This window comes from Pseudomonas sp. H2_D02 (assembly GCF_054677635.1).
Genome location: NZ_CP162816.1, coordinates 2,159,467 through 2,176,869 on the forward strand (window position 1 = coordinate 2,159,467; position 17,403 = coordinate 2,176,869).

At 61.0% G+C, this 17,403-nt stretch carries 15 protein-coding genes and 1 pseudogene; 13 read left to right on the forward strand and 3 right to left on the reverse strand.

Features of this window, described 5'->3' with window-relative positions; genetic code table 11:
• Window positions 1–81 precede the first annotated feature (81 nt).
• From AB4N42_RS10035 to AB4N42_RS10075, 9 genes and pseudogenes are all read left to right on the forward strand, one after another.
• On the forward strand, window positions 82–813 hold the full coding sequence (locus AB4N42_RS10035; protein WP_030139365.1) for a response regulator: 732 nt from the start codon (window positions 82–84) through the stop codon (window positions 811–813).
• Window positions 803–2,272 (forward strand): ATP-binding protein, encoded by a 1,470-nt coding sequence (locus tag AB4N42_RS10040; protein WP_460116139.1) that lies wholly within the window; start codon window positions 803–805, stop codon window positions 2,270–2,272. The genes AB4N42_RS10035 and AB4N42_RS10040 overlap by 11 nt, the downstream gene beginning before the upstream one ends.
• 244 nt (window positions 2,273–2,516) lie before the next feature.
• Window positions 2,517–3,776 carry a D-mannose isomerase gene (locus AB4N42_RS10045; RefSeq protein WP_198797688.1) on the forward strand — a complete coding sequence of 420 codons (1,260 nt, stop codon included), beginning with the start codon at window positions 2,517–2,519 and terminating at the stop codon, window positions 3,774–3,776.
• 116 nt (window positions 3,777–3,892) lie between these two features.
• Window positions 3,893–5,195, forward strand: a pseudogene (locus AB4N42_RS10050) (ABC transporter substrate-binding protein).
• A 153-nt stretch (window positions 5,196–5,348) separates the two neighbouring features.
• The gene (locus AB4N42_RS10055) at window positions 5,349–6,257 is read left to right on the forward strand and encodes a carbohydrate ABC transporter permease (protein WP_030139360.1); all 909 of its coding nucleotides are present in this window, start codon (window positions 5,349–5,351) and stop codon (window positions 6,255–6,257) included.
• Entirely contained in the window at window positions 6,250–7,095 is an 846-nt protein-coding gene (locus AB4N42_RS10060; protein WP_030139359.1) for a carbohydrate ABC transporter permease, read from the forward strand. The genes AB4N42_RS10055 and AB4N42_RS10060 overlap by 8 nt, the downstream gene beginning before the upstream one ends.
• 2 nt (window positions 7,096–7,097) lie before the next feature.
• Window positions 7,098–8,258 (forward strand): ABC transporter ATP-binding protein, encoded by a 1,161-nt coding sequence (locus tag AB4N42_RS10065; RefSeq protein WP_030139358.1) that lies wholly within the window; start codon window positions 7,098–7,100, stop codon window positions 8,256–8,258.
• A 196-nt stretch (window positions 8,259–8,454) separates the two neighbouring features.
• Window positions 8,455–9,801 carry a carbohydrate porin gene (locus AB4N42_RS10070; protein WP_030139357.1) on the forward strand — a complete coding sequence of 449 codons (1,347 nt, stop codon included), beginning with the start codon at window positions 8,455–8,457 and terminating at the stop codon, window positions 9,799–9,801.
• 276 nt (window positions 9,802–10,077) lie between these two features.
• Window positions 10,078–10,932, forward strand: a complete 855-nt coding sequence (locus AB4N42_RS10075) for a D-hexose-6-phosphate mutarotase (protein ID WP_030139356.1) — start codon at window positions 10,078–10,080, stop codon at window positions 10,930–10,932.
• A 153-nt stretch (window positions 10,933–11,085) separates the two neighbouring features.
• Here the strand turns inward: AB4N42_RS10075 and AB4N42_RS10080 are convergent, their stop codons facing one another.
• Window positions 11,086–11,946, reverse strand: coding sequence for a MurR/RpiR family transcriptional regulator (locus AB4N42_RS10080; protein ID WP_181289374.1), 861 nt, complete (start codon window positions 11,944–11,946; stop codon window positions 11,086–11,088).
• 196 nt (window positions 11,947–12,142) lie between these two features.
• Between AB4N42_RS10080 and zwf the strand changes: the two genes are divergently transcribed.
• Genes zwf through AB4N42_RS10095 form a run of 3 tightly spaced genes read left to right on the forward strand, consistent with a single transcriptional unit; the run spans window position 12,143 to window position 14,998 of the window.
• Window positions 12,143–13,615 (forward strand): glucose-6-phosphate dehydrogenase, encoded by a 1,473-nt coding sequence (zwf, locus tag AB4N42_RS10085; protein ID WP_030139354.1) that lies wholly within the window; start codon window positions 12,143–12,145, stop codon window positions 13,613–13,615.
• Window positions 13,602–14,315 (forward strand): 6-phosphogluconolactonase, encoded by a 714-nt coding sequence (gene pgl, locus AB4N42_RS10090; protein ID WP_460116140.1) that lies wholly within the window; start codon window positions 13,602–13,604, stop codon window positions 14,313–14,315. The genes zwf and pgl overlap by 14 nt, the downstream gene beginning before the upstream one ends.
• A 17-nt stretch (window positions 14,316–14,332) precedes the next feature.
• A complete protein-coding gene (locus AB4N42_RS10095; protein ID WP_030139352.1) occupies window positions 14,333–14,998 on the forward strand; it encodes a bifunctional 4-hydroxy-2-oxoglutarate aldolase/2-dehydro-3-deoxy-phosphogluconate aldolase in 666 nt (221 codons plus the stop codon).
• 125 nt (window positions 14,999–15,123) lie between these two features.
• On the opposite strand, the gene AB4N42_RS10100 is transcribed toward AB4N42_RS10095, so the two are convergent.
• Together AB4N42_RS10100 and AB4N42_RS10105 are read right to left on the reverse strand one after the other, a co-directional pair.
• Window positions 15,124–16,311: an aminotransferase class V-fold PLP-dependent enzyme gene (locus tag AB4N42_RS10100; protein ID WP_030139351.1), complete on the reverse strand. Its 1,188-nt coding sequence runs from the start codon at window positions 16,309–16,311 to the stop codon at window positions 15,124–15,126.
• Between the two features lie 29 nt (window positions 16,312–16,340).
• Window positions 16,341–16,577 (reverse strand): DUF3820 family protein, encoded by a 237-nt coding sequence (locus AB4N42_RS10105; RefSeq protein ID WP_053119117.1) that lies wholly within the window; start codon window positions 16,575–16,577, stop codon window positions 16,341–16,343.
• 206 nt (window positions 16,578–16,783) lie between these two features.
• Here AB4N42_RS10105 and AB4N42_RS10110 point away from each other — a divergent pair, with 206 nt between their 5' ends.
• Complete coding sequence (locus AB4N42_RS10110; RefSeq protein ID WP_217860187.1) at window positions 16,784–17,248, forward strand: PA2169 family four-helix-bundle protein; 465 nt, start codon at window positions 16,784–16,786, stop codon at window positions 17,246–17,248.
• Window positions 17,249–17,403: the final 155 nt, after the last annotated feature.

Here is a 17,403-nt window from a genome sequence, read left to right on the forward strand (position 1 = left end):
GTAGTGTGTTTTGTGGTGTGTTTGTAGAACCCGTCCATCAGGCATAATCGCCCCCAATCCAAACAACAAGGACGAGGCCCCGTGAGTTCAGTGAACAAATCGATTTTGTTGGTCGACGACGACCAGGAGATTCGCGAACTGCTGGACACCTACCTCAGCCGTGCGGGTTTCCAGGTGCGCACCACGCCCGACGGCGCCGGGTTTCGCCAGGCCTTGAACGAGGCGCCGAGCGACCTGGTGATCCTCGATGTGATGCTGCCCGACGAGGACGGCTTCAGCCTTTGCCGCTGGGTTCGCGAACACCCGCGCCAGGCCCATGTGCCGATCATCATGCTCACCGCCAGTTCCGATGAGGCCGACCGGGTCATTGGCCTGGAGCTGGGAGCCGATGATTACCTGGGCAAGCCGTTCAGCCCGCGTGAATTGCAGGCGCGTATCAAGGCGCTGCTGCGCCGGGCACAGTTCGGCCAGGAACGGTCGGGCGGCGATGTGCTGGCCTTCGACGAGTGGCGGCTGGACATGGTCAGCCATCGGCTGTTCCACACCGATGGCGAAGAAGTGATCCTCTCCGGCGCCGACTTCGCGTTGCTCAAGCTGTTCCTCGATCATCCCCAGGAAATCCTCGACCGCGACACCATCGGCAATGCCACCCGTGGGCGCGAACTGATGCCCCTCGACCGGATCGTCGACATGGCGGTCAGTCGTCTGCGCCAGCGCTTGCGCGACACGGACAAGCCACCGCGGTTGATTCGCACGGTGCGCGGCAGCGGTTATCAACTGGCGGCCAGTGTGGTTGCCAGCAATGGTCACTGAATCGATCAGGAAAATTGTCCGGCGGATACCGGTGCCGCGCTCGTTGCTCGGGCGGATGCTGCTGCTGACCCTGCTGGTCGTGCTGTTCGCCCAGACGCTGTCGAGCCTGATCTGGGTTTCGCAACTGCGTGCCACCCAGCTCGAAGGCCTGGTCACCAGCGCCCGCAGCCTCGCCCATTCGATGACCGCCACTGTCAGCTATCTGCGCTCCCTGCCGGTGGCTTACCGGCCCTTGGTGCTGGACCAGTTGCGGAGCATGGGCGGTACACGATTCGTCGTCACCCTCAATGACAAGCCGCTGGGCATGGACGTGTTGCCCGTGACACCACGCAAACTGGCGGTGCTCCAGGCGGTGGATGAAGTGCTGCGGCGCTCCCTGGGCAACAACGCGGACATCTCCGTCAAGTTCGTCAGCCCCGAAGACCTGCGGATCTTCAACGGCGGGCTGAAACTCGATGAGCTGCCGCGCTCCTGGGCCCATTACGCCCTGACGCTTGAGCCGGTGAATCCGCCGGTGCTGGTCACGCAGATCCAGATGGCGCCGGGTGAATGGCTGTACATCGCCTCGCTGCTGCCCGAACCCTATACCAGCCTCGAAGAACAGGACCTGCCCAAGCAGCAGGTGGGGTTCATCGTGCTCACCAGTAGCCTGTTGCTGTTGTTCATCGGCTTGCTGGTGCACTGGCAGAGCCGGCCCCTCAAGCGTCTGGCCCGAGCCGCGCGGGACATGTCCCTTGGCGCTGAAGTGCAGCCCGTGGCCGAGGGCGGCGGCAGTGAGGTGGTGGAAGTGGGGCGGGCGTTCAACGCCATGCGCGAGCGCATCAGCCGCTACCTGACCGAGCGCAGCCAGTTGTTCAGTGCGATCTCCCATGACCTGCGCACGCCGATCACCCGGCTGCGGTTGCGGGTCGAGCTGCTGGAGGATGAAAACCTGCAAGCCAAGTTTGGCCGTGACCTGGACGAGCTGGAGTTACTGGTCAAGGGCGCGTTGCAATGCGTCAAGGACACCGACATCCACGAGAACATCGAGCCGGTGGACCTCAATCACGTACTGGATTGCTTGGTGGAACCCTACCTCGCGCCCAACGGCAATGGCCGGGTCACCCAGGATGGTCGGGCGCTGGCGCCGTATTCCGGCAAGCCGCTGGCCCTCAAGCGCTGCATCGGCAACCTGATCGACAACGCCTTGAAATACGGACAGCGTGCCCATCTGCACATCGATGACGATGAAACAGCGTTCATCCTGCACGTCGACGATGAAGGCCCGGGCGTGCCGGAACAGCGCCTGGAGCAAGTCTTCGAGCCGCACTTTCGCCTGGCCGGGCAGCAGCAGGGTTACGGCTTGGGGCTGGGCATCGCCCGCAACATTGCCCATAGCCATGGTGGCGAAGTCAGCCTGCAGAATCTGCGCGAGGGCGGGTTGCGGGTGACGTTGCAGTTGCCTCGCAGTGTGGATTAGTCGGACCGCGCTATCGTTCTTCGCGAGCAAGCCCGCTCCCACATTGGACCTCGTTGAACACAGGTATTGTGTTTGACACAAGTCCCTTGTGGGAGCGGGCTTGCTCGCGAAGGCGCCAGTAGTCCCAACACCCCTTTCAAGAAAATGTCACAAGTCGGTGACATAACTCGTCCCTTTCGTTACCTGCCACCGACCCTCCCTTGTTTAGACTCCCCGGGTCAAAACAACAAAAAAGGTCATGTCGATGGACACCTTCCAACCGGCGTTCAGCAGTTGGTTGAACGCTCCTGCCCACCAGCAATGGCTCGCCGCCGAAGGCTTGCGGCTGCTGGCGTTTGCCAAGGCCTCGAAGCTGCCGGACGGTTTCGGCAACCTGGACGAGCTGGGTCGCCTGCCCGCCGATGCCCGCGCCGAAACCATGAACACCGCGCGCATGACCCACAGCTTCGCCATGGCCCACATCCAGGGCCTGCCGGGGTTTGTCGAGTTGGTGGATCATGGCGTGCAAGCCCTCATGGGGCCGCTGCGCGATGCTGAGTTCGGCGGCTGGTTCGCCACGGCCAATCCCGCTGAAAACGAAACCGGCAAAGCCGCCTACCTGCATGCTTTCGTTGCCCTGGCCGCCAGCTCTGCGGTCGTGGCCCAGCGCCCCGGCGCCGAGGCCTTGCTCAAGGAAGCCGTGCGGATCATCGACGAGCATTTCTGGTGCGAAGAAGAGGGCGCCTTGCGCGAATCCTTCAACCGCGACTGGCGCGAAGAAGAGGCTTATCGCGGCGCCAACAGCAACATGCACGCCACCGAAGCCTTTCTCGCCCTGGCCGATGCCACGGACGACCCGCGCTGGCTGGCGCGGGCCCTGCGCATCGTCGAGCGGGTCATCCATGGGCATGCGGCCGCCAACGACTACATGGTCGTCGAGCATTTCGACCGCGACTGGCAGCCGCTGCGCGAGTACAACCACGACAACCCGGCCGATGGGTTTCGTCCCTACGGCACCACGCCCGGCCATGGTTTCGAATGGGCGCGGCTACTGCTGCACCTTGAAGCCGCGCGCGTGCAGATCGGCATGCTGACCCCGGGCTGGCTGGCCCAGGACGCGCAAAAACTCTTCGACCAGAACTGCCGCCACGGCTGGGACGTCGATGGCGCGCCGGGCATTGTCTACACCCTGGACTGGGACAACCGCGCCGTGGTTCGTCATCGCCTGCATTGGGTGCATGCCGAAGCGGCGGCAGCGGCCAGCGCGCTGCTCAAGCGTACCGACGAGGCGCAATACGAAGCCTGGTACCGGCGTTTCTGGGAATTCTGCGACAAGCATTTCATCGACCGCTGCAACGGCAGTTGGCACCACGAACTCGATCCACAAAACCGCCCCAGCGCCGACATCTGGCCGGGCAAGCCGGACCTTTACCACGCCTGGCAAGCCGTGCTGATACCTCGGCTTCCCCTGGCGCCCAGCATGGCGTCTGCGTTGGCGCGGTTATCCGCTCCCGCGCCTGTGTAACCATGCAGTGACATATCCGCGTCCCTTCGTTACCTGCGAAGGGATAACCCCTGATTAGAATCCATGCAGCGCAAGCACCAGACTTGCATGCATAACAACAAGAAAGGTACTTCTAGATGAATGCGATTTCTCGCCTCGCTACTGTCATTTCTCTTGCTTCCTTGCTTCCCGTCGCAGCATTCCCTGTCAGCGCCCTGGCCGCCGAATCGAAAGGTTCCGTGGAAGTCGTCCACTGGTGGACGTCGGGTGGTGAAAAAGCCGCGGTCGATGTGCTCAAGGCCCAGGTGGAAAAAGACGGCTTTACCTGGAAGGACGGCGCCGTCGCCGAGCGGTGGCGGTTCCACTGCCATGACCGTGCTCAAGAGCCGTGCCGTGGCTGGCAACCCACCGGGCGTCGCCCAGATCAAGGGCCCGGACATCCAGGAATGGGCAACCACTGGCCTGCTCGACACCGACGTCCTCAAGGACGTTTCCAAGGCGGAAAAGTGGGACAGCCTGCTCGACAAGAAAGTCTCCGACACCGTGAAGTACGAAGGTGACTACGTCGCTGTGCCGGTGAATATCCACCGCGTCAACTGGTTGTGGATCAACCCGGAAGTCTTCAAGAAAGCCGGCATCACCAAGAACCCGACCACCCTCGAAGAATTCTACGCCGCCGGTGACAAGCTCAAGGCCGCAGGCTTCATTCCCCTGGCCCACGGCGGCCAGCCGTGGCAGGACAGCACCGTGTTCGAAGCGGTGGTGCTCTCGGTCATGGGCGCTGATGGCTACAAGAAAGCCCTGGTCGACCTGGACAACAAGGCGCTGACCGGTCCGGAAATGGTCAAGGCATTGACCGAGCTGAAGAAAGTCGCGACCTACATGGACGCCGACGGCAAGGGCCAGGACTGGAACCTGGAAGCGGCCAAGGTCATCAACGGCAAGGCCGGCATGCAGATCATGGGTGACTGGGCCAAGAGCGAGTGGACCGCGGCGAAGAAAGTCGCCGGCAAGGACTACGAGTGCGTAGCGTTCCCAGGCACTGACAAGGCCTTCACCTACAACATTGACTCCCTGGCGGTGTTCAAGCAGAAGGACGCAGGCACTTCGGCGGGGCAGCAGGATATCGCCAAGGTCGTGCTGGGCGAGAACTTCCAGAAAGTCTTCAGCATCAACAAGGGCTCGATCCCGGTGCGTAACGACATGCTGGCCGACATGGGCAAGTACGGTTTCGACTCCTGCGCCCAGACCGCTGCCAAGGACTTCCTGGCAGACGCCAAGAGCGGCGGCCTGCAGCCAAGCATGGCGCACAACATGGCGACCACATTGGCGGTACAAGGCGCGTTCTTTGACGTCGTGACCAACTACATCAACGACCCGAAAGCCGACCCGGCCGATGCTGCCAAGAAACTGGGCGCAGCGGTTCAGTCGGCCAAGTAAGGTCAGCACCGCGAGCCCTGTGGGAGCGGGCTTGCTCGCGAAGGCGTCGTGTCAGTTGATACATCCGTTGGCTGGCACACCGCTTTCGCGAGCAAGCCCGCTCCCACAAAGGGAATGCATTTGTAGTTTTTATTCTTTGGTTTGGATTTCCTCATGAGTTCTGTTGCTGTGTTCAGCAAGGCCTCGCCGTTCGATGCATTGCAGCGCTGGCTACCAAAACTGGTGCTGGCGCCGAGCATGTTCATCGTCCTGGTGGGCTTTTATGGCTACATCCTGTGGACGTTCGTCCTGTCGTTCACAACGTCGACTTTCCTGCCCACCTACAAATGGGCGGGCCTGGCGCAATACGCACGGCTGTGGGACAACGACCGCTGGTGGGTAGCCAGCAAGAACCTCGCGGTGTTCGGTGGCATGTTCATCGGCATTACCCTGGTCATCGGCGTGCTGCTGGCGGTGTTCCTCGACCAGCGTATTCGTCGCGAAGGTTTCATCCGCACCATTTACCTGTACCCGATGGCGCTCTCGATGATCGTCACCGGTACCGCCTGGAAATGGCTGCTCAACCCGGGCATGGGCCTGGATAAATTGTTGCGTGACTGGGGCTGGGAAGGCTTCCGCCTGGACTGGCTGATCGACCCTGATCGCGTGGTGTATTGCCTGGTGATCGCTGCCGTATGGCAGGCCTCGGGTTTCATCATGGCGATGTTCCTGGCCGGCCTGCGTGGCGTGGACCAGTCGATCATCCGCGCCGCGCAGATCGATGGCGCGAGCATGCCGCGCATCTACTGGAAAGTGGTACTGCCGAGCCTGCGCCCGGTGTTCTTCAGTGCCGTGATGATTCTGGCGCACATTGCGATCAAGAGCTTCGACCTGGTGGCGGCCATGACCGCCGGTGGCCCGGGTTACTCCTCCGACCTGCCTGCCATGTTCATGTACTCGTTCACCTTCAGTCGCGGCCAGATGGGCATGGGCTCGGCCAGCGCAATCCTGATGCTCGGTGCGATCCTCGCGATCATCGTGCCTTACCTGTATTCCGAGCTGAGGGCCAAGCGTCATGACTAGTCTCGCTGCGAAACCTTCCATCAGCCTGAGCCGCATCGCGATCTACGCGGTGCTGATCCTCGCGGTACTGCTTTACCTGGTGCCGTTGGTGGTCATGCTGTTGACCAGCTTCAAGACGCCGGAAGACATCAGCACCGGTAACCTGCTGAGCTGGCCGACCGTGGTCAGCGGCATCGGCTGGGTCAAGGCCTGGGCGACGGTCAACGGCTATTTCTGGAACTCGATCAAGATCACCGTGCCGGCCGTGCTGATTTCCACCGCCATCGGTGCGTTGAACGGTTATGTGCTGTCGATGTGGCGCTTCCGTGGGTCGCAGTTGTTCTTCGGCCTGCTGCTGTTCGGTTGCTTCCTGCCGTTCCAGACCGTGCTGCTGCCGGCCTCGTTCACCCTCGGCAAGATGGGCCTGGCCAGCACCACCACCGGCCTGGTGTTTGTCCACGTCGTCTACGGCCTGGCGTTCACTACGCTGTTCTTCCGCAACTACTACGTGAGCATCCCCGATGCGCTGGTGAAGGCTGCGCGCCTGGACGGTGCCGGGTTCTTTACGATCTTCCGCCGCATCATCCTGCCGATGTCGACGCCGATCATCATGGTCTGCCTGATCTGGCAGTTCACCCAGATCTGGAACGACTTCCTGTTCGGCGTGGTGTTCTCCAGCGGTGACTCCCAGCCCATCACGGTGGCGCTGAACAACCTGGTCAACACCAGCACCGGGGCCAAGGAATATAACGTGGATATGGCGGCGGCGATGATCGCCGGGCTGCCGACCCTGCTGGTCTATGTGATCGCAGGCAAGTATTTCGTGCGCGGCCTCACGGCTGGCGCGGTCAAGGGGTAATCATGGCTACGCTTGAACTTCGCAATGTAAACAAGACCTACGGTGTGGGCCTGCCCGACACCTTGAAAGACATCCAGTTGTCGATCAAGGAAGGCGAATTCCTCATCCTGGTAGGCCCTTCGGGTTGCGGCAAATCGACCCTGATGAACTGCATCGCCGGCCTCGAGACCATCACCGGCGGCGCGATCATGATCGGCGACCAGGACGTCAGCGGCATGAGCCCGAAGGATCGTGACATCGCCATGGTGTTCCAGTCCTACGCGCTGTACCCGACCATGAGCGTGCGCGAGAACATCGAGTTCGGCCTGAAGATTCGCAAGATGAAACAGTCGGACATCAACGAAGAAGTGGCGCGGGTCGCCAAGCTGTTGCAGATCGAGCACCTGCTCAACCGCAAGCCCGGCCAGCTCTCCGGCGGCCAGCAGCAGCGCGTCGCCATGGGCCGTGCCCTGGCGCGGCGGCCGAAGATCTACCTGTTCGACGAGCCGCTGTCCAACCTCGACGCCAAGCTGCGGGTCGAGATGCGCACCGAAATGAAACTGATGCACCAGCGCCTGAAGACCACCACGGTCTACGTGACCCACGACCAGATCGAAGCGATGACCCTGGGCGACAAAGTGGCGGTGATGAAGGACGGGATCATCCAGCAGTTCGGCACGCCGAAGGACATCTACAACAACCCGGCCAACCTCTTCGTGGCGAGCTTCATCGGTTCGCCGCCGATGAACTTCATCCCGCTGCGCCTGCAACGCAAGGACGGTCGCCTGCTGGCCTTGCTCGACAGCGGCCAGGCCCGTTGCGAGTTGCCGCTGGGCATGCAGGACGCCGGGCTGGAAGATCGCGAAGTGATTCTTGGCCTGCGGCCGGAGCAGATCGTGCTGGCCGGCAACGAGCCGAACGGTTTGCCGACCATTCGCGCCGAAGTCCAGGTTACCGAACCTACCGGTCCGGACACCCTGGTGTTCGTCAATCTCAACGACACCAAGGTCTGCTGCCGACTGGCGCCGGACGTGGCGCCGCAGCCGGGGGAGACCCTGACGTTGCAATTCGATCCCGCGAAAGTCTTGCTGTTCGACGCCAAGTCCGGCGAACGCCTGGGCGTGGCCGCGCAGCCGCAGGCTGAAGACCGGCCTGCCAATGTGGCGCAGTTCAAGGGCCGATGATGAACATATGTGGGAGCGAGCTTGCTCGCGATGGCGGTACATCAGTTGCGGCTGAAGTGAATGACACACCGCTATCGCGAGCACGCTCGCTTCCACAGGAAAAGGAGTATGCGGTGAGTGGGGGACCATCCATCGCAATCGTTGTAAACCGCGTTAGATAAAAACAGTTAATAACAATAAAGACGAGGATGTAGGGATGAAGAAGAAAAACAATGCCCAGCTTATCTGCCAGTTGTCAGCCGTTGCGGCGATGATGCTGGCCGGTAGCGCACACGCTGCCGACGCGTTCAGCGCCGATTCGCAGTGGATGACGGGCGACTGGGGCGGTGAACGGACCAAACTGATCGAGCAGGGTATCGACATCAAGGCCGACTACGTCGGCGAGGTGGGCGGCAACCTGCACGGTGGCTACAACAACGACAAGACCGCGCGTTACGCCGACCAGTTCGGTCTGGGCGTGGCGCTGGACCTGGAAAAGCTGTGGGGCTGGGATAACACCCAGGCCAAGATCCAGCTGACCAACCGTAACGGTCAGAACATCTCCAACGACCGTGTCGGCGACCCGCGCGCGGGTACCCTGAGTTCTTCCCAAGAAGTCTACGGCCGTGGCCACATGGTTCGTCTGACCCAATTGTGGATCAAGCACCAGTTCCTCGACGGCAAGCTGGACGTCAAGGCCGGTTACTTCGGCGAAGGCGAAGACTTCAACACCTTCCCTTGCGAATTCCAGAACCTGGCGTTCTGTGGCTCCCAGGTGGGTAACTGGGCGACCGGTATCTGGTACAACTGGCCAGTCAGCCAGGCCGCGATCCGCGTGAAGTACAACATCACGCCTGAGTTCTACGCGCAAATCGGTGCGTACAACCAGAACCCATCGCAGTTGGAGCACGGCAACGGCTTCAAGCTCAGCGGCAGCGGCACCAAAGGTACCGTCATTCCTGTCGAACTGGTCTGGTCGCCGAAGGTCAACAACCTGCCGGGCGAATACCGCGTCGGTTACTACAAGAGCACGGCTGACGCCAACGACGTCCGTGAAGACGAAGACGGCAACGATGCCGCCACCACCGGCAACGCCTACCGCAGTCACGACAGCAAGCACGGCTACTGGTTCGTGGCGCAGCAACAGCTCACCACTCACAACGGCGACGCTTCCCGCGGCCTGAACATCGCGGCCAACGCGACCTTCCACGACAAGGACACCAACGTCGTCGACAACTACCAGTCGTTGATGTTCGTGTACAAAGGGCCGTTCGACGCCCGTCCGAAGGATGACATCGGGATCGGTTTCTCCCGTATCCATGTCAACGAAGACGTGAAGAGAAACGCCGAGCTGACCAATGCCGCCAACGGCGTCACTGACTACAACGATCCACTGTTCGCGCCACTGCGTAGCACTGAGTACAACTACGAACTCAACTATGGCGTGCACGTGACCAACTGGCTGACCGTGCGTCCGAACCTGCAATACATCACCCACCCGGGCGGTGTTGACGAGGTCGATAACGCCTTGGTAGCCGGCCTGAAAATTCAGTCGGTGTTCTAACGCTGTTGCGATAAGCTCCTCTCTATGTGCGCATATTTGCGGACGGCCAAGGCTGTCCGCTTTTTTTTGTGAAGCATTGATCGTTTGGTTGGGCGCGGAACCTGTGGCGAGGGAGCTTGCTCCCGCTGGGTTGCGAAGCGACCCCTGAGCCATTCAACTCGGTGCTTCAGCCAGACGGAATCTGCTTCCTTAACGACTGCTTCGCAGCCGAGCGGGAGCAAGCTCCCTCGCCACAAAAGCAGATGAGCAACTCAATGATTTCCAGGACCACAGCCCATGCATGAGCATCCCCTGCAACGCTTTTTCAGATCCTTGCGCGAGCGTCCGGTGTTTGCGTGGGAGCGCTATCAGCAGCGTGATGTGTTGGTCATCGATCATCCCCTGTGCCAGGCGGTTTTCAGTCGCCAGGGTGCGCAGTTGCTGCACTTCCAGCCGCGCGGCCAGAAACCCTGGTTGTGGTGCGCGGCGAAGTGGCCGCAGGTCGGTGCAATACGCGGCGGCGTTCCGGTGTGCTGGCCGTGGTACGGCCGCCATCCGAGCGAAAATGCCTGGCCGTCCCATGGCTGGGCGCGTTTGATCAATTGGAAACTGCTCGACAGCCGCAGCGATGACGACGGCGTGCATTTGCACTGGCAATTGCAATTGTGCGACTGGCAAGTGGACCTGCATGCCGACCTGGGCGAACGCATGGAGCTGCGCTTGAGCACCGAGCATCAAGACAGCTTGCCTTGCCAGTTGAGCCAGGCGTTGCACGCCTATTGGCGTATTGGCGACGTCGGTGAGGTAGCGCTGTCTGGGCTCGAAGGTGCACAGGGTTATGACCAATTGAACCGCGAGGTTTGCCGGCAGCAAGGCGAGTTGCGGGTGGACGGTGGCTGCCAGCGGGTGTTCCAGCACGAAGGGGAATTGCAGCTCAAGGATCACGCCTGGCAACGCGAACTGTGCATCGACACCGGTGACAGTGCCGACACCGTGGTCTGGCATCCGGGCGCACGGCCGTTGCTGGGGGTGAGTTGGGATGAGGTCAACGAATTCGTCTGCGTCGAAGCGGCCAGCGGCGGCACCGACAGTGTGTGCCTGGCGCCGGGGGAGCGGGCGCATTTGAGTTTGCAGGCGCGGGCGGGGGCTTAGTCCAGAATCTTTGGTGTGGCAGCTGCCATCATCGTCGGATCGCCGCCCGGAGCAAGCTCGCTCCCACACTGGTTCTATGGCGTTCACGAAACCTTGTGGGAGCGAGCCTGCTCGCGAAGACGGATCGTCAGGCGCCGAAGATTCTGAATGACATCAGTTGAACTCATCCCCAACCGGATACCGGCTGGCATTCAGGCTTTCCTTGATCTTGCGCAGGTGCGGCTGGAAGTCCACGCCTCGGCGCAAGGTCATGCCGGTGGCGAGCACGTCCAGCACGGTGAGCTGGATGATCCGCGACGTCATCGGCATGTAGATGTCCGTGTCTTCTGGCAGCGGAATGTTCAGGCTCAAGGTGCTGGCCTTGGCGAGCGGCGAGCCTTCGGCGGTCAGGCCGAGCACCGATGCGCCGTTCTCCCGGGCGATGCGCGCCACTTCCACCAATTCGCGGGTACGCCCGGTGTAGGAAATGATCACGAACAACTCACCGGTATGGGCCACCGAGGCGATCATGCGTTGCATCAGCACGTCGGCGTGGGCGGTCACCGCCAGGTTGAAGCGGAAAAATTTATGCTGGGCATCCAGGGCCACGGGGGCCGAGGCGCCGAGGCCGAAGAAGTGGATCTGCCGGGCCTGGATCAGCAAATCCACGGCGCGACTGATCAAATTTGGATCAAGGGCCTGGCAGGCACTGTCCAATGACGCAATGGCACTGCCAAAGATTTTCTGCGTGTAGGCTTCCGGGTTGTCGTCGGCCTCTACCGCGCGGCTGACATAAGCCGCGCCGCTGGCCAGGCTTTGGGCCAGTTGCAGCTTGAGCTCCGGGTAGCCGCTGACACCGAACGAGCGGCAGAAGCGGTTGACGGTCGGTTCGCTGACCGACGCGGCCTGGGCGAGGGCGGCGATGCTGAAACGGGTTGCCTGCTGTGGGTTGAGCAGGATCACTTCGGCCACCTTGCGTTCGGCCTTGTTCAGGTCTTCCAGGCGACTCTGGATCTGCTCCAGTAGATTTCGCACGCGGTCCATACAAGATTCCTAGAGAGGCGGGTCTTTGATACGACCCTTTGCGGTGGCCTATCCTACTGATGGCTCCGACGGACCACCACTCGGAATCGGTATTTTCGAAAAATGTTGTGGTTATTACTACATTTTTCCTTGAGTGATACCTTGAAAAAAGGTATTTGTAGCTTAACTTGATAAAAGAACAAACATCATGCATTCGATTACGGTTGAACCGTGCACCTTTGCCTTGTTCGGCGCGTTGGGCGACCTGGCGTTGCGCAAGCTGTTTCCTGCCCTTTATCAGCTCGATGGCGCCGGCCTGTTGCACGAGGACACGCGGATCCTGGCGTTGGCCCGCGAACCCGGCAGCGAACAGCAGCACCTGGCGTTCATCACCACTGAGCTGCGCCGTTATGTGGGTGATAAAGACCTCGACGAAACCGTGATCGAGCGTTTCCTGGCGCGTCTGACCTACCTGCACGTGGATTTCCTCAAGGCTGAGGATTACGTCGCCCTCGCCGAGCAGGCCGGTTCGACCCAGCAACAGGTCATTGCCTATTTCGCCACGCCGGCCGCCGTCTACGGCGCGATCTGCGAAAACCTGGCGAAAGTCGGCTTGAGCGAAAACACCCGTGTCGTGCTGGAAAAACCCATCGGCTCGGACCTGGAATCCTCGCGCAAGGTCAACGATGCCGTGGCGCAGTTCTTCCCGGAAAACCGCACCTACCGTATCGACCATTACCTGGGCAAGGAGACGGTGCAGAACCTGATCGCGCTGCGCTTCGCCAACAGCCTGTTCGAAACCCAGTGGAACCAGAACTACATTTCCCACGTGGAAATCACCGTGGCCGAGAAGGTCGGTATCGAAGGCCGCTGGGGCTATTTCGACAAGGCCGGCCAGTTGCGGGACATGATCCAGAACCACTTGCTGCAACTGCTTTGCCTGATTGCCATGGACCCGCCGGCCGACCTGTCCGCCGACAGCATCCGTGACGAGAAGGTCAAGGTGCTCAAGGCCCTGGCGCCGATCAGCCCGGAAGGCCTGACCACCCAGGTGGTGCGCGGCCAATACATCGCCGGCCACAGCGAAGGCAAGGCGGTTCCGGGCTACCTGGAAGAGCCCAATTCCAATACCCAGAGCGACACCGAGACCTTTGTTGCGCTGCGCGCCGACATTCGCAACTGGCGCTGGGCCGGTGTTCCGTTCTACCTGCGCACCGGCAAGCGCATGCCGCAAAAGCTGTCGCAGATCGTGATTCACTTCAAGGAACCGTCCCACTACATCTTCGCCCCCGAGCAGCGCTTGCAGATCAGCAACAAACTGATCATCCGCCTGCAACCGGACGAAGGGATTTCCTTGCGGGTGATGACCAAGGAGCAAGGCCTGGACAAGGGCATGCAATTGCGCAGCGGTCCGCTGCAACTCAACTTCTCCGACACCTATCGCAGCGCGCGGATTCCCGATGCCTACGAGCGGTTGTTGCTGGAAGTCATGAACGGCAATCAGAACCTGTTTGTCCGTAAAGATGAAATCGAAGCCGCGTGGACGTGGTGTGACCAGTTGATCGCCGGCTGGAAGAAGTCCGGTGATGCGCCCAAGCCTTATGCCGCTGGGTCCTGGGGGCCGATGAGCTCCATTGCACTGATCACGCGGGATGGGAGGTCATGGTATGGCGATATCTGAATTGCAACTGCCCCAGGGCGTCACAGCCCTGGCATTCAAGAGCCCGGTGGCGCTGGCGGAAAAACTGGCGCTGAACGTGGCCGAGCAACTGCGCACCGTGATCGATGCCAAGGGCGCGGCGACCCTGGTGGTTTCCGGTGGTCGCAGCCCTGTAGCGTTTTTCCAGAACCTGGCCAAGCAGGCGCTGGACTGGTCGAAAGTGGTGGTGAGCCTGGCCGATGAGCGCTGGGTGCCGGTTGAACATGCCGACAGCAATGCCGGCCTGCTCAAGCGTTATCTGCTCCAAGGGGCTGCGGCGAAGGCCCAGTTCCTGAGCCTCTACAGCGCCAGCGCCAACCTGGAAGCCGCCGCCGAACAGGCGGACCGGCTGCTGGCCGAGCTGCCGCCGATCGATGTGCTGGTCCTGGGCATGGGCGATGACGGGCATACCGCGTCGCTGTTTCCCGGCAGTCCGAACCTGGCCGAGGCCCTGGACAAGGAGGGCGCGCGCCGTTGCTGGCCGATGCTGGCGCCAACCGTGCCGCACCAGCGCCTGACCATGAGCCGCGTCTTGCTGGCCTCGGCTCGACACAAAGTGCTGTCGATTTCCGGTCAGTCGAAATTGACCACCCTGAACGCTGCGGTGGCCGGTGACGATGTCGCCGAAATGCCGATCCGCGCGTTTCTGCAACCTACGTTAGAGATTTACTGGTGCCCATGAACCAAGGATCAGCCGCTATGACAAACCCATCCCCGACCGTTTCCATGGCGGACAAAGTTGCCCTGATCGACAGCCTCTGCGCCAAGGCGCGGATCCTGCCGGTGATCACCATTGCCCGTGAACAGGACATCCTGCCACTGGCCGATGCCCTGGCGGCGGGCGGTCTGACGGCGTTGGAAGTGACCTTGCGCTCGCAGTTCGGCCTCAAGGCCATCCAGGTGCTGCGTGAACAGCGTCCGGAACTGGTGACCGGTGCTGGCACGGTGCTTGATCGCCACATGCTGGCCGCCGCCGAGGCAGCCGGTTCGCAGTTCATCGTTACCCCAGGCATCACTCGCGATCTGCTGGAGGCTAGCGTCCAGAGCCCGATCCCGTTGCTGCCGGGGATCAGCAATGCCTCGGGCATCATGGAAGGTTATGGCCTGGGCTATCGCCGCTTCAAGTTGTTCCCGGCGGAAGTCAGCGGTGGCGTGGCGGCGATCAAGGCCTTGGGCGGACCGTTCGGCGAAGTGAAATTCTGCCCGACCGGCGGCGTCAGCCCGGCGAATATCAAGAGCTACATGGCGTTGAAAAACGTGATGTGCGTGGGCGGCAGCTGGATGCTCGATCCGGAGTGGATCAAGAACGGCGACTGGGCCCGTATCCAGGAATGCACCGCCGAGGCACTGGCGTTGCTGGACTGATTGTCTTACCGAACTTCGTTGTGTGTTCTACGGCTTTACGGTGCGCTTGGTCGGCGCGCCGTTTTTTTTGCCCATTATTTCGCTGCAGATCCCCGTGGCGAGGGAGCAAGCTCCCTCGCCACGGGTTATGTACTGCTCAGGTTAATCAGCGCCGCAGTGAGTCGCTCGATATCCCGCGCCAACGTAATCAATCCCGGCGTGATGCGAATACACGGTCCAACGCTGGTTTCGCGCACCACGGTGAAAATCCCATGGTCCTTGAGCAGTCGGGCGGCCATCGCCTGCTGGTCCGGCTGTGCGGTGAATCGCATGGACGTGATACCGCAATACAGCCGCCGGTCATCCGGGGTCATGACTTCAATACCCGGAACGTCACGAACGGCGCTCACCCACATGTCGCGCAGGTAACAGAGCCGCGCGCCTTTGGCTGATGCACCGCCCAGGGCACGGTGCTCTTCGAACACCAGGGGCAGCGTCAGCAACGCGGGGATATTGGGCGTGCTGTGGGGCGTGCGTGAGCGTATGTCGGTGGCAGGGTAGTTGGCTTCGTCCATGTCCGGGTCGATGTCGGCCAGCCGTTGTGGCGCGATGTAGAGAAAGCCCAGGGCCAAGGGGCCGCCAATCCATTTTTGCAGATTGAACCCGGCGAACGGGATGCCGAGTTTCTTCAGGTCGAAATCGATCTGCCCCAAGGCGTGGGCACCGTCGAGAATGATGTCGACCTCGAATTCCCGCGCCGCCTCGGCAATCGCCTGGACCGGCATCACCAGGCCGGTCAGGTGATTGACGTAGGTCAGCGCCATCACCTTCAGGCGCGGGTAGCGAATGAAGGCTTCTCGATAGGTGCTCACCAAGTTGTCGAAACTGGCGGGGTAGGGAAGGACCAGCTCAACGACTTCCGCGCCGCGCTGGCGAGCCAGCCAGCGCATCGCGCTCTTGACCGAGGTGTATTCGACGTCGCTGATCAGCACCTTGTCGCCGGGCTTGAGCCCGTTGTAGTTGCGAATGAGCGTCTGCAGGGCATCCACCGCACTGTTAGCCAGTGCCACGGTGGACGCGGGGGCGCGGATCAGTTGCGCCACCTGGCGGCGAATGGCTTCGCCGTGTTCCCGGTCGAAGTGCTGGCGCACGTACACCGAGTTGCTGCGGTTGATGAGTTCGATGTTGCGCTGGTATTCCTCGACCACGGTGCGCGACATTCGGCCGAAGTAGCCGTTTTCAAGATTGAGCAAGCCATCGGCGTCGACATCGTAGCGACCGATAAAGGTTTCCCAGAAGGTTTCGTCGTGGGCGCGCAGGGTGTTCTCGGGCATGGCGGGGCTCAATCAATCAGCGGCAATGGTCAATGGCGAGGCTTGGGCAAGCCATGTTTAGCCCGCAACGGGTCCAGCAGGTCCGACAAGCCGTTGTGGTCGATTTCCTGCATCAAGGCCAGCAAGCCGCCCAGTTCGCCCTTGGGAAAACCCTCCCGTGCGAACCAGTTCAAGTACTGACCAGGCAAGTCGGCGAGGATTCGGCCCTTGTATTTGCCGAAGGGCATCTGGCGCGTCACCAGCAGCTCAAGTTTTTCCGGATTCATTGCGATTTGTCTTGATAGGAACCATCGGCAAAATACAGGCATTCTGCATGCAGGCCAAATGACAGATCATGCAAATAACGCGGATACAGATTTTCCGCTGTTTTTTAACTGGTTGATTATTAAGGATTTATATCGTTTTTGGTGGCTGGCATGGCCGATGCAATATTCCTTGCAGGTTTTTATTCACCAAGCAAAGGAACTGAAAAATGACTGACATCAACAAAGAATCCATCTCCGTCTTGAACGACCTGATCGAGACCAGCAAGGATGGCCAGGAAGGATTCAAGACCTGCGCTGAAGACATCAAGCATCCTGAGCTCAAGGCGCTTTTCGTCAAGCGCTCCGCCGATTGCGCAACCGCTGCGGCCGAACTGCAGGCAGCGGTCCGTTCCCTGGGTGGCGAACCCGAAACTTCCACCAGCGTCTCCGGTGACTTGCACCGCCGTTGGGTCGACGTGAAGTCGATGTTCACCGGCAAGGACGAAGAAGCGGTGCTCAACGAAGCCGAGCGCGGCGAAGACCATGCGCTGAAGGCTTACAAGGAAGCCATCGAGAAAATCAACAAGCACAACCTGGTAGGCATTCGTGATCTCGTCGAGCGCCAGTACCACGGCGTGCAACGCAACCACGATCAGGTCAAGGCGCTGCGTAACCAGGCGCGTGCCAGCTGATACGCATCTTTGATGCCCAAAAAAACGCCAGCTTGCCTGGCGTTTTTTTTGTGTGGAGCGACTCAGGCTGACGGGGAACACTCTTGTGGCGAGGGAGCCTTCACATGAAGGGTCGACAAACAACTCTGGACTCGAATAGATAGCTAGCTAATAAT

Coding starts and splice junctions, on each gene's coding strand:
- AB4N42_RS10055 (WP_030139360.1), top strand. CDS start 5,349: ATGAGTTCTGTTGCTGTGTTCAGCAAGGCCTCGCCGTTCGATGCATTG.
- zwf (WP_030139354.1), top strand. CDS start 12,143: ATGCATTCGATTACGGTTGAACCGTGCACCTTTGCCTTGTTCGGCGCG.
- AB4N42_RS10040 (WP_460116139.1), top strand. CDS start 803: ATGGTCACTGAATCGATCAGGAAAATTGTCCGGCGGATACCGGTGCCG.
- AB4N42_RS10075 (WP_030139356.1), top strand. CDS start 10,078: ATGCATGAGCATCCCCTGCAACGCTTTTTCAGATCCTTGCGCGAGCGT.
- pgl (WP_460116140.1), top strand. CDS start 13,602: ATGGCGATATCTGAATTGCAACTGCCCCAGGGCGTCACAGCCCTGGCA.
- AB4N42_RS10070 (WP_030139357.1), top strand. CDS start 8,455: ATGAAGAAGAAAAACAATGCCCAGCTTATCTGCCAGTTGTCAGCCGTT.
- AB4N42_RS10060 (WP_030139359.1), top strand. CDS start 6,250: ATGACTAGTCTCGCTGCGAAACCTTCCATCAGCCTGAGCCGCATCGCG.
- AB4N42_RS10110 (WP_217860187.1), top strand. CDS start 16,784: ATGACTGACATCAACAAAGAATCCATCTCCGTCTTGAACGACCTGATC.
- AB4N42_RS10095 (WP_030139352.1), top strand. CDS start 14,333: ATGACAAACCCATCCCCGACCGTTTCCATGGCGGACAAAGTTGCCCTG.
- AB4N42_RS10045 (WP_198797688.1), top strand. CDS start 2,517: ATGGACACCTTCCAACCGGCGTTCAGCAGTTGGTTGAACGCTCCTGCC.
- AB4N42_RS10105 (WP_053119117.1), bottom strand. CDS start 16,577: ATGAATCCGGAAAAACTTGAGCTGCTGGTGACGCGCCAGATGCCCTTC.
- AB4N42_RS10100 (WP_030139351.1), bottom strand. CDS start 16,311: ATGCCCGAGAACACCCTGCGCGCCCACGACGAAACCTTCTGGGAAACC.
- AB4N42_RS10065 (WP_030139358.1), top strand. CDS start 7,098: ATGGCTACGCTTGAACTTCGCAATGTAAACAAGACCTACGGTGTGGGC.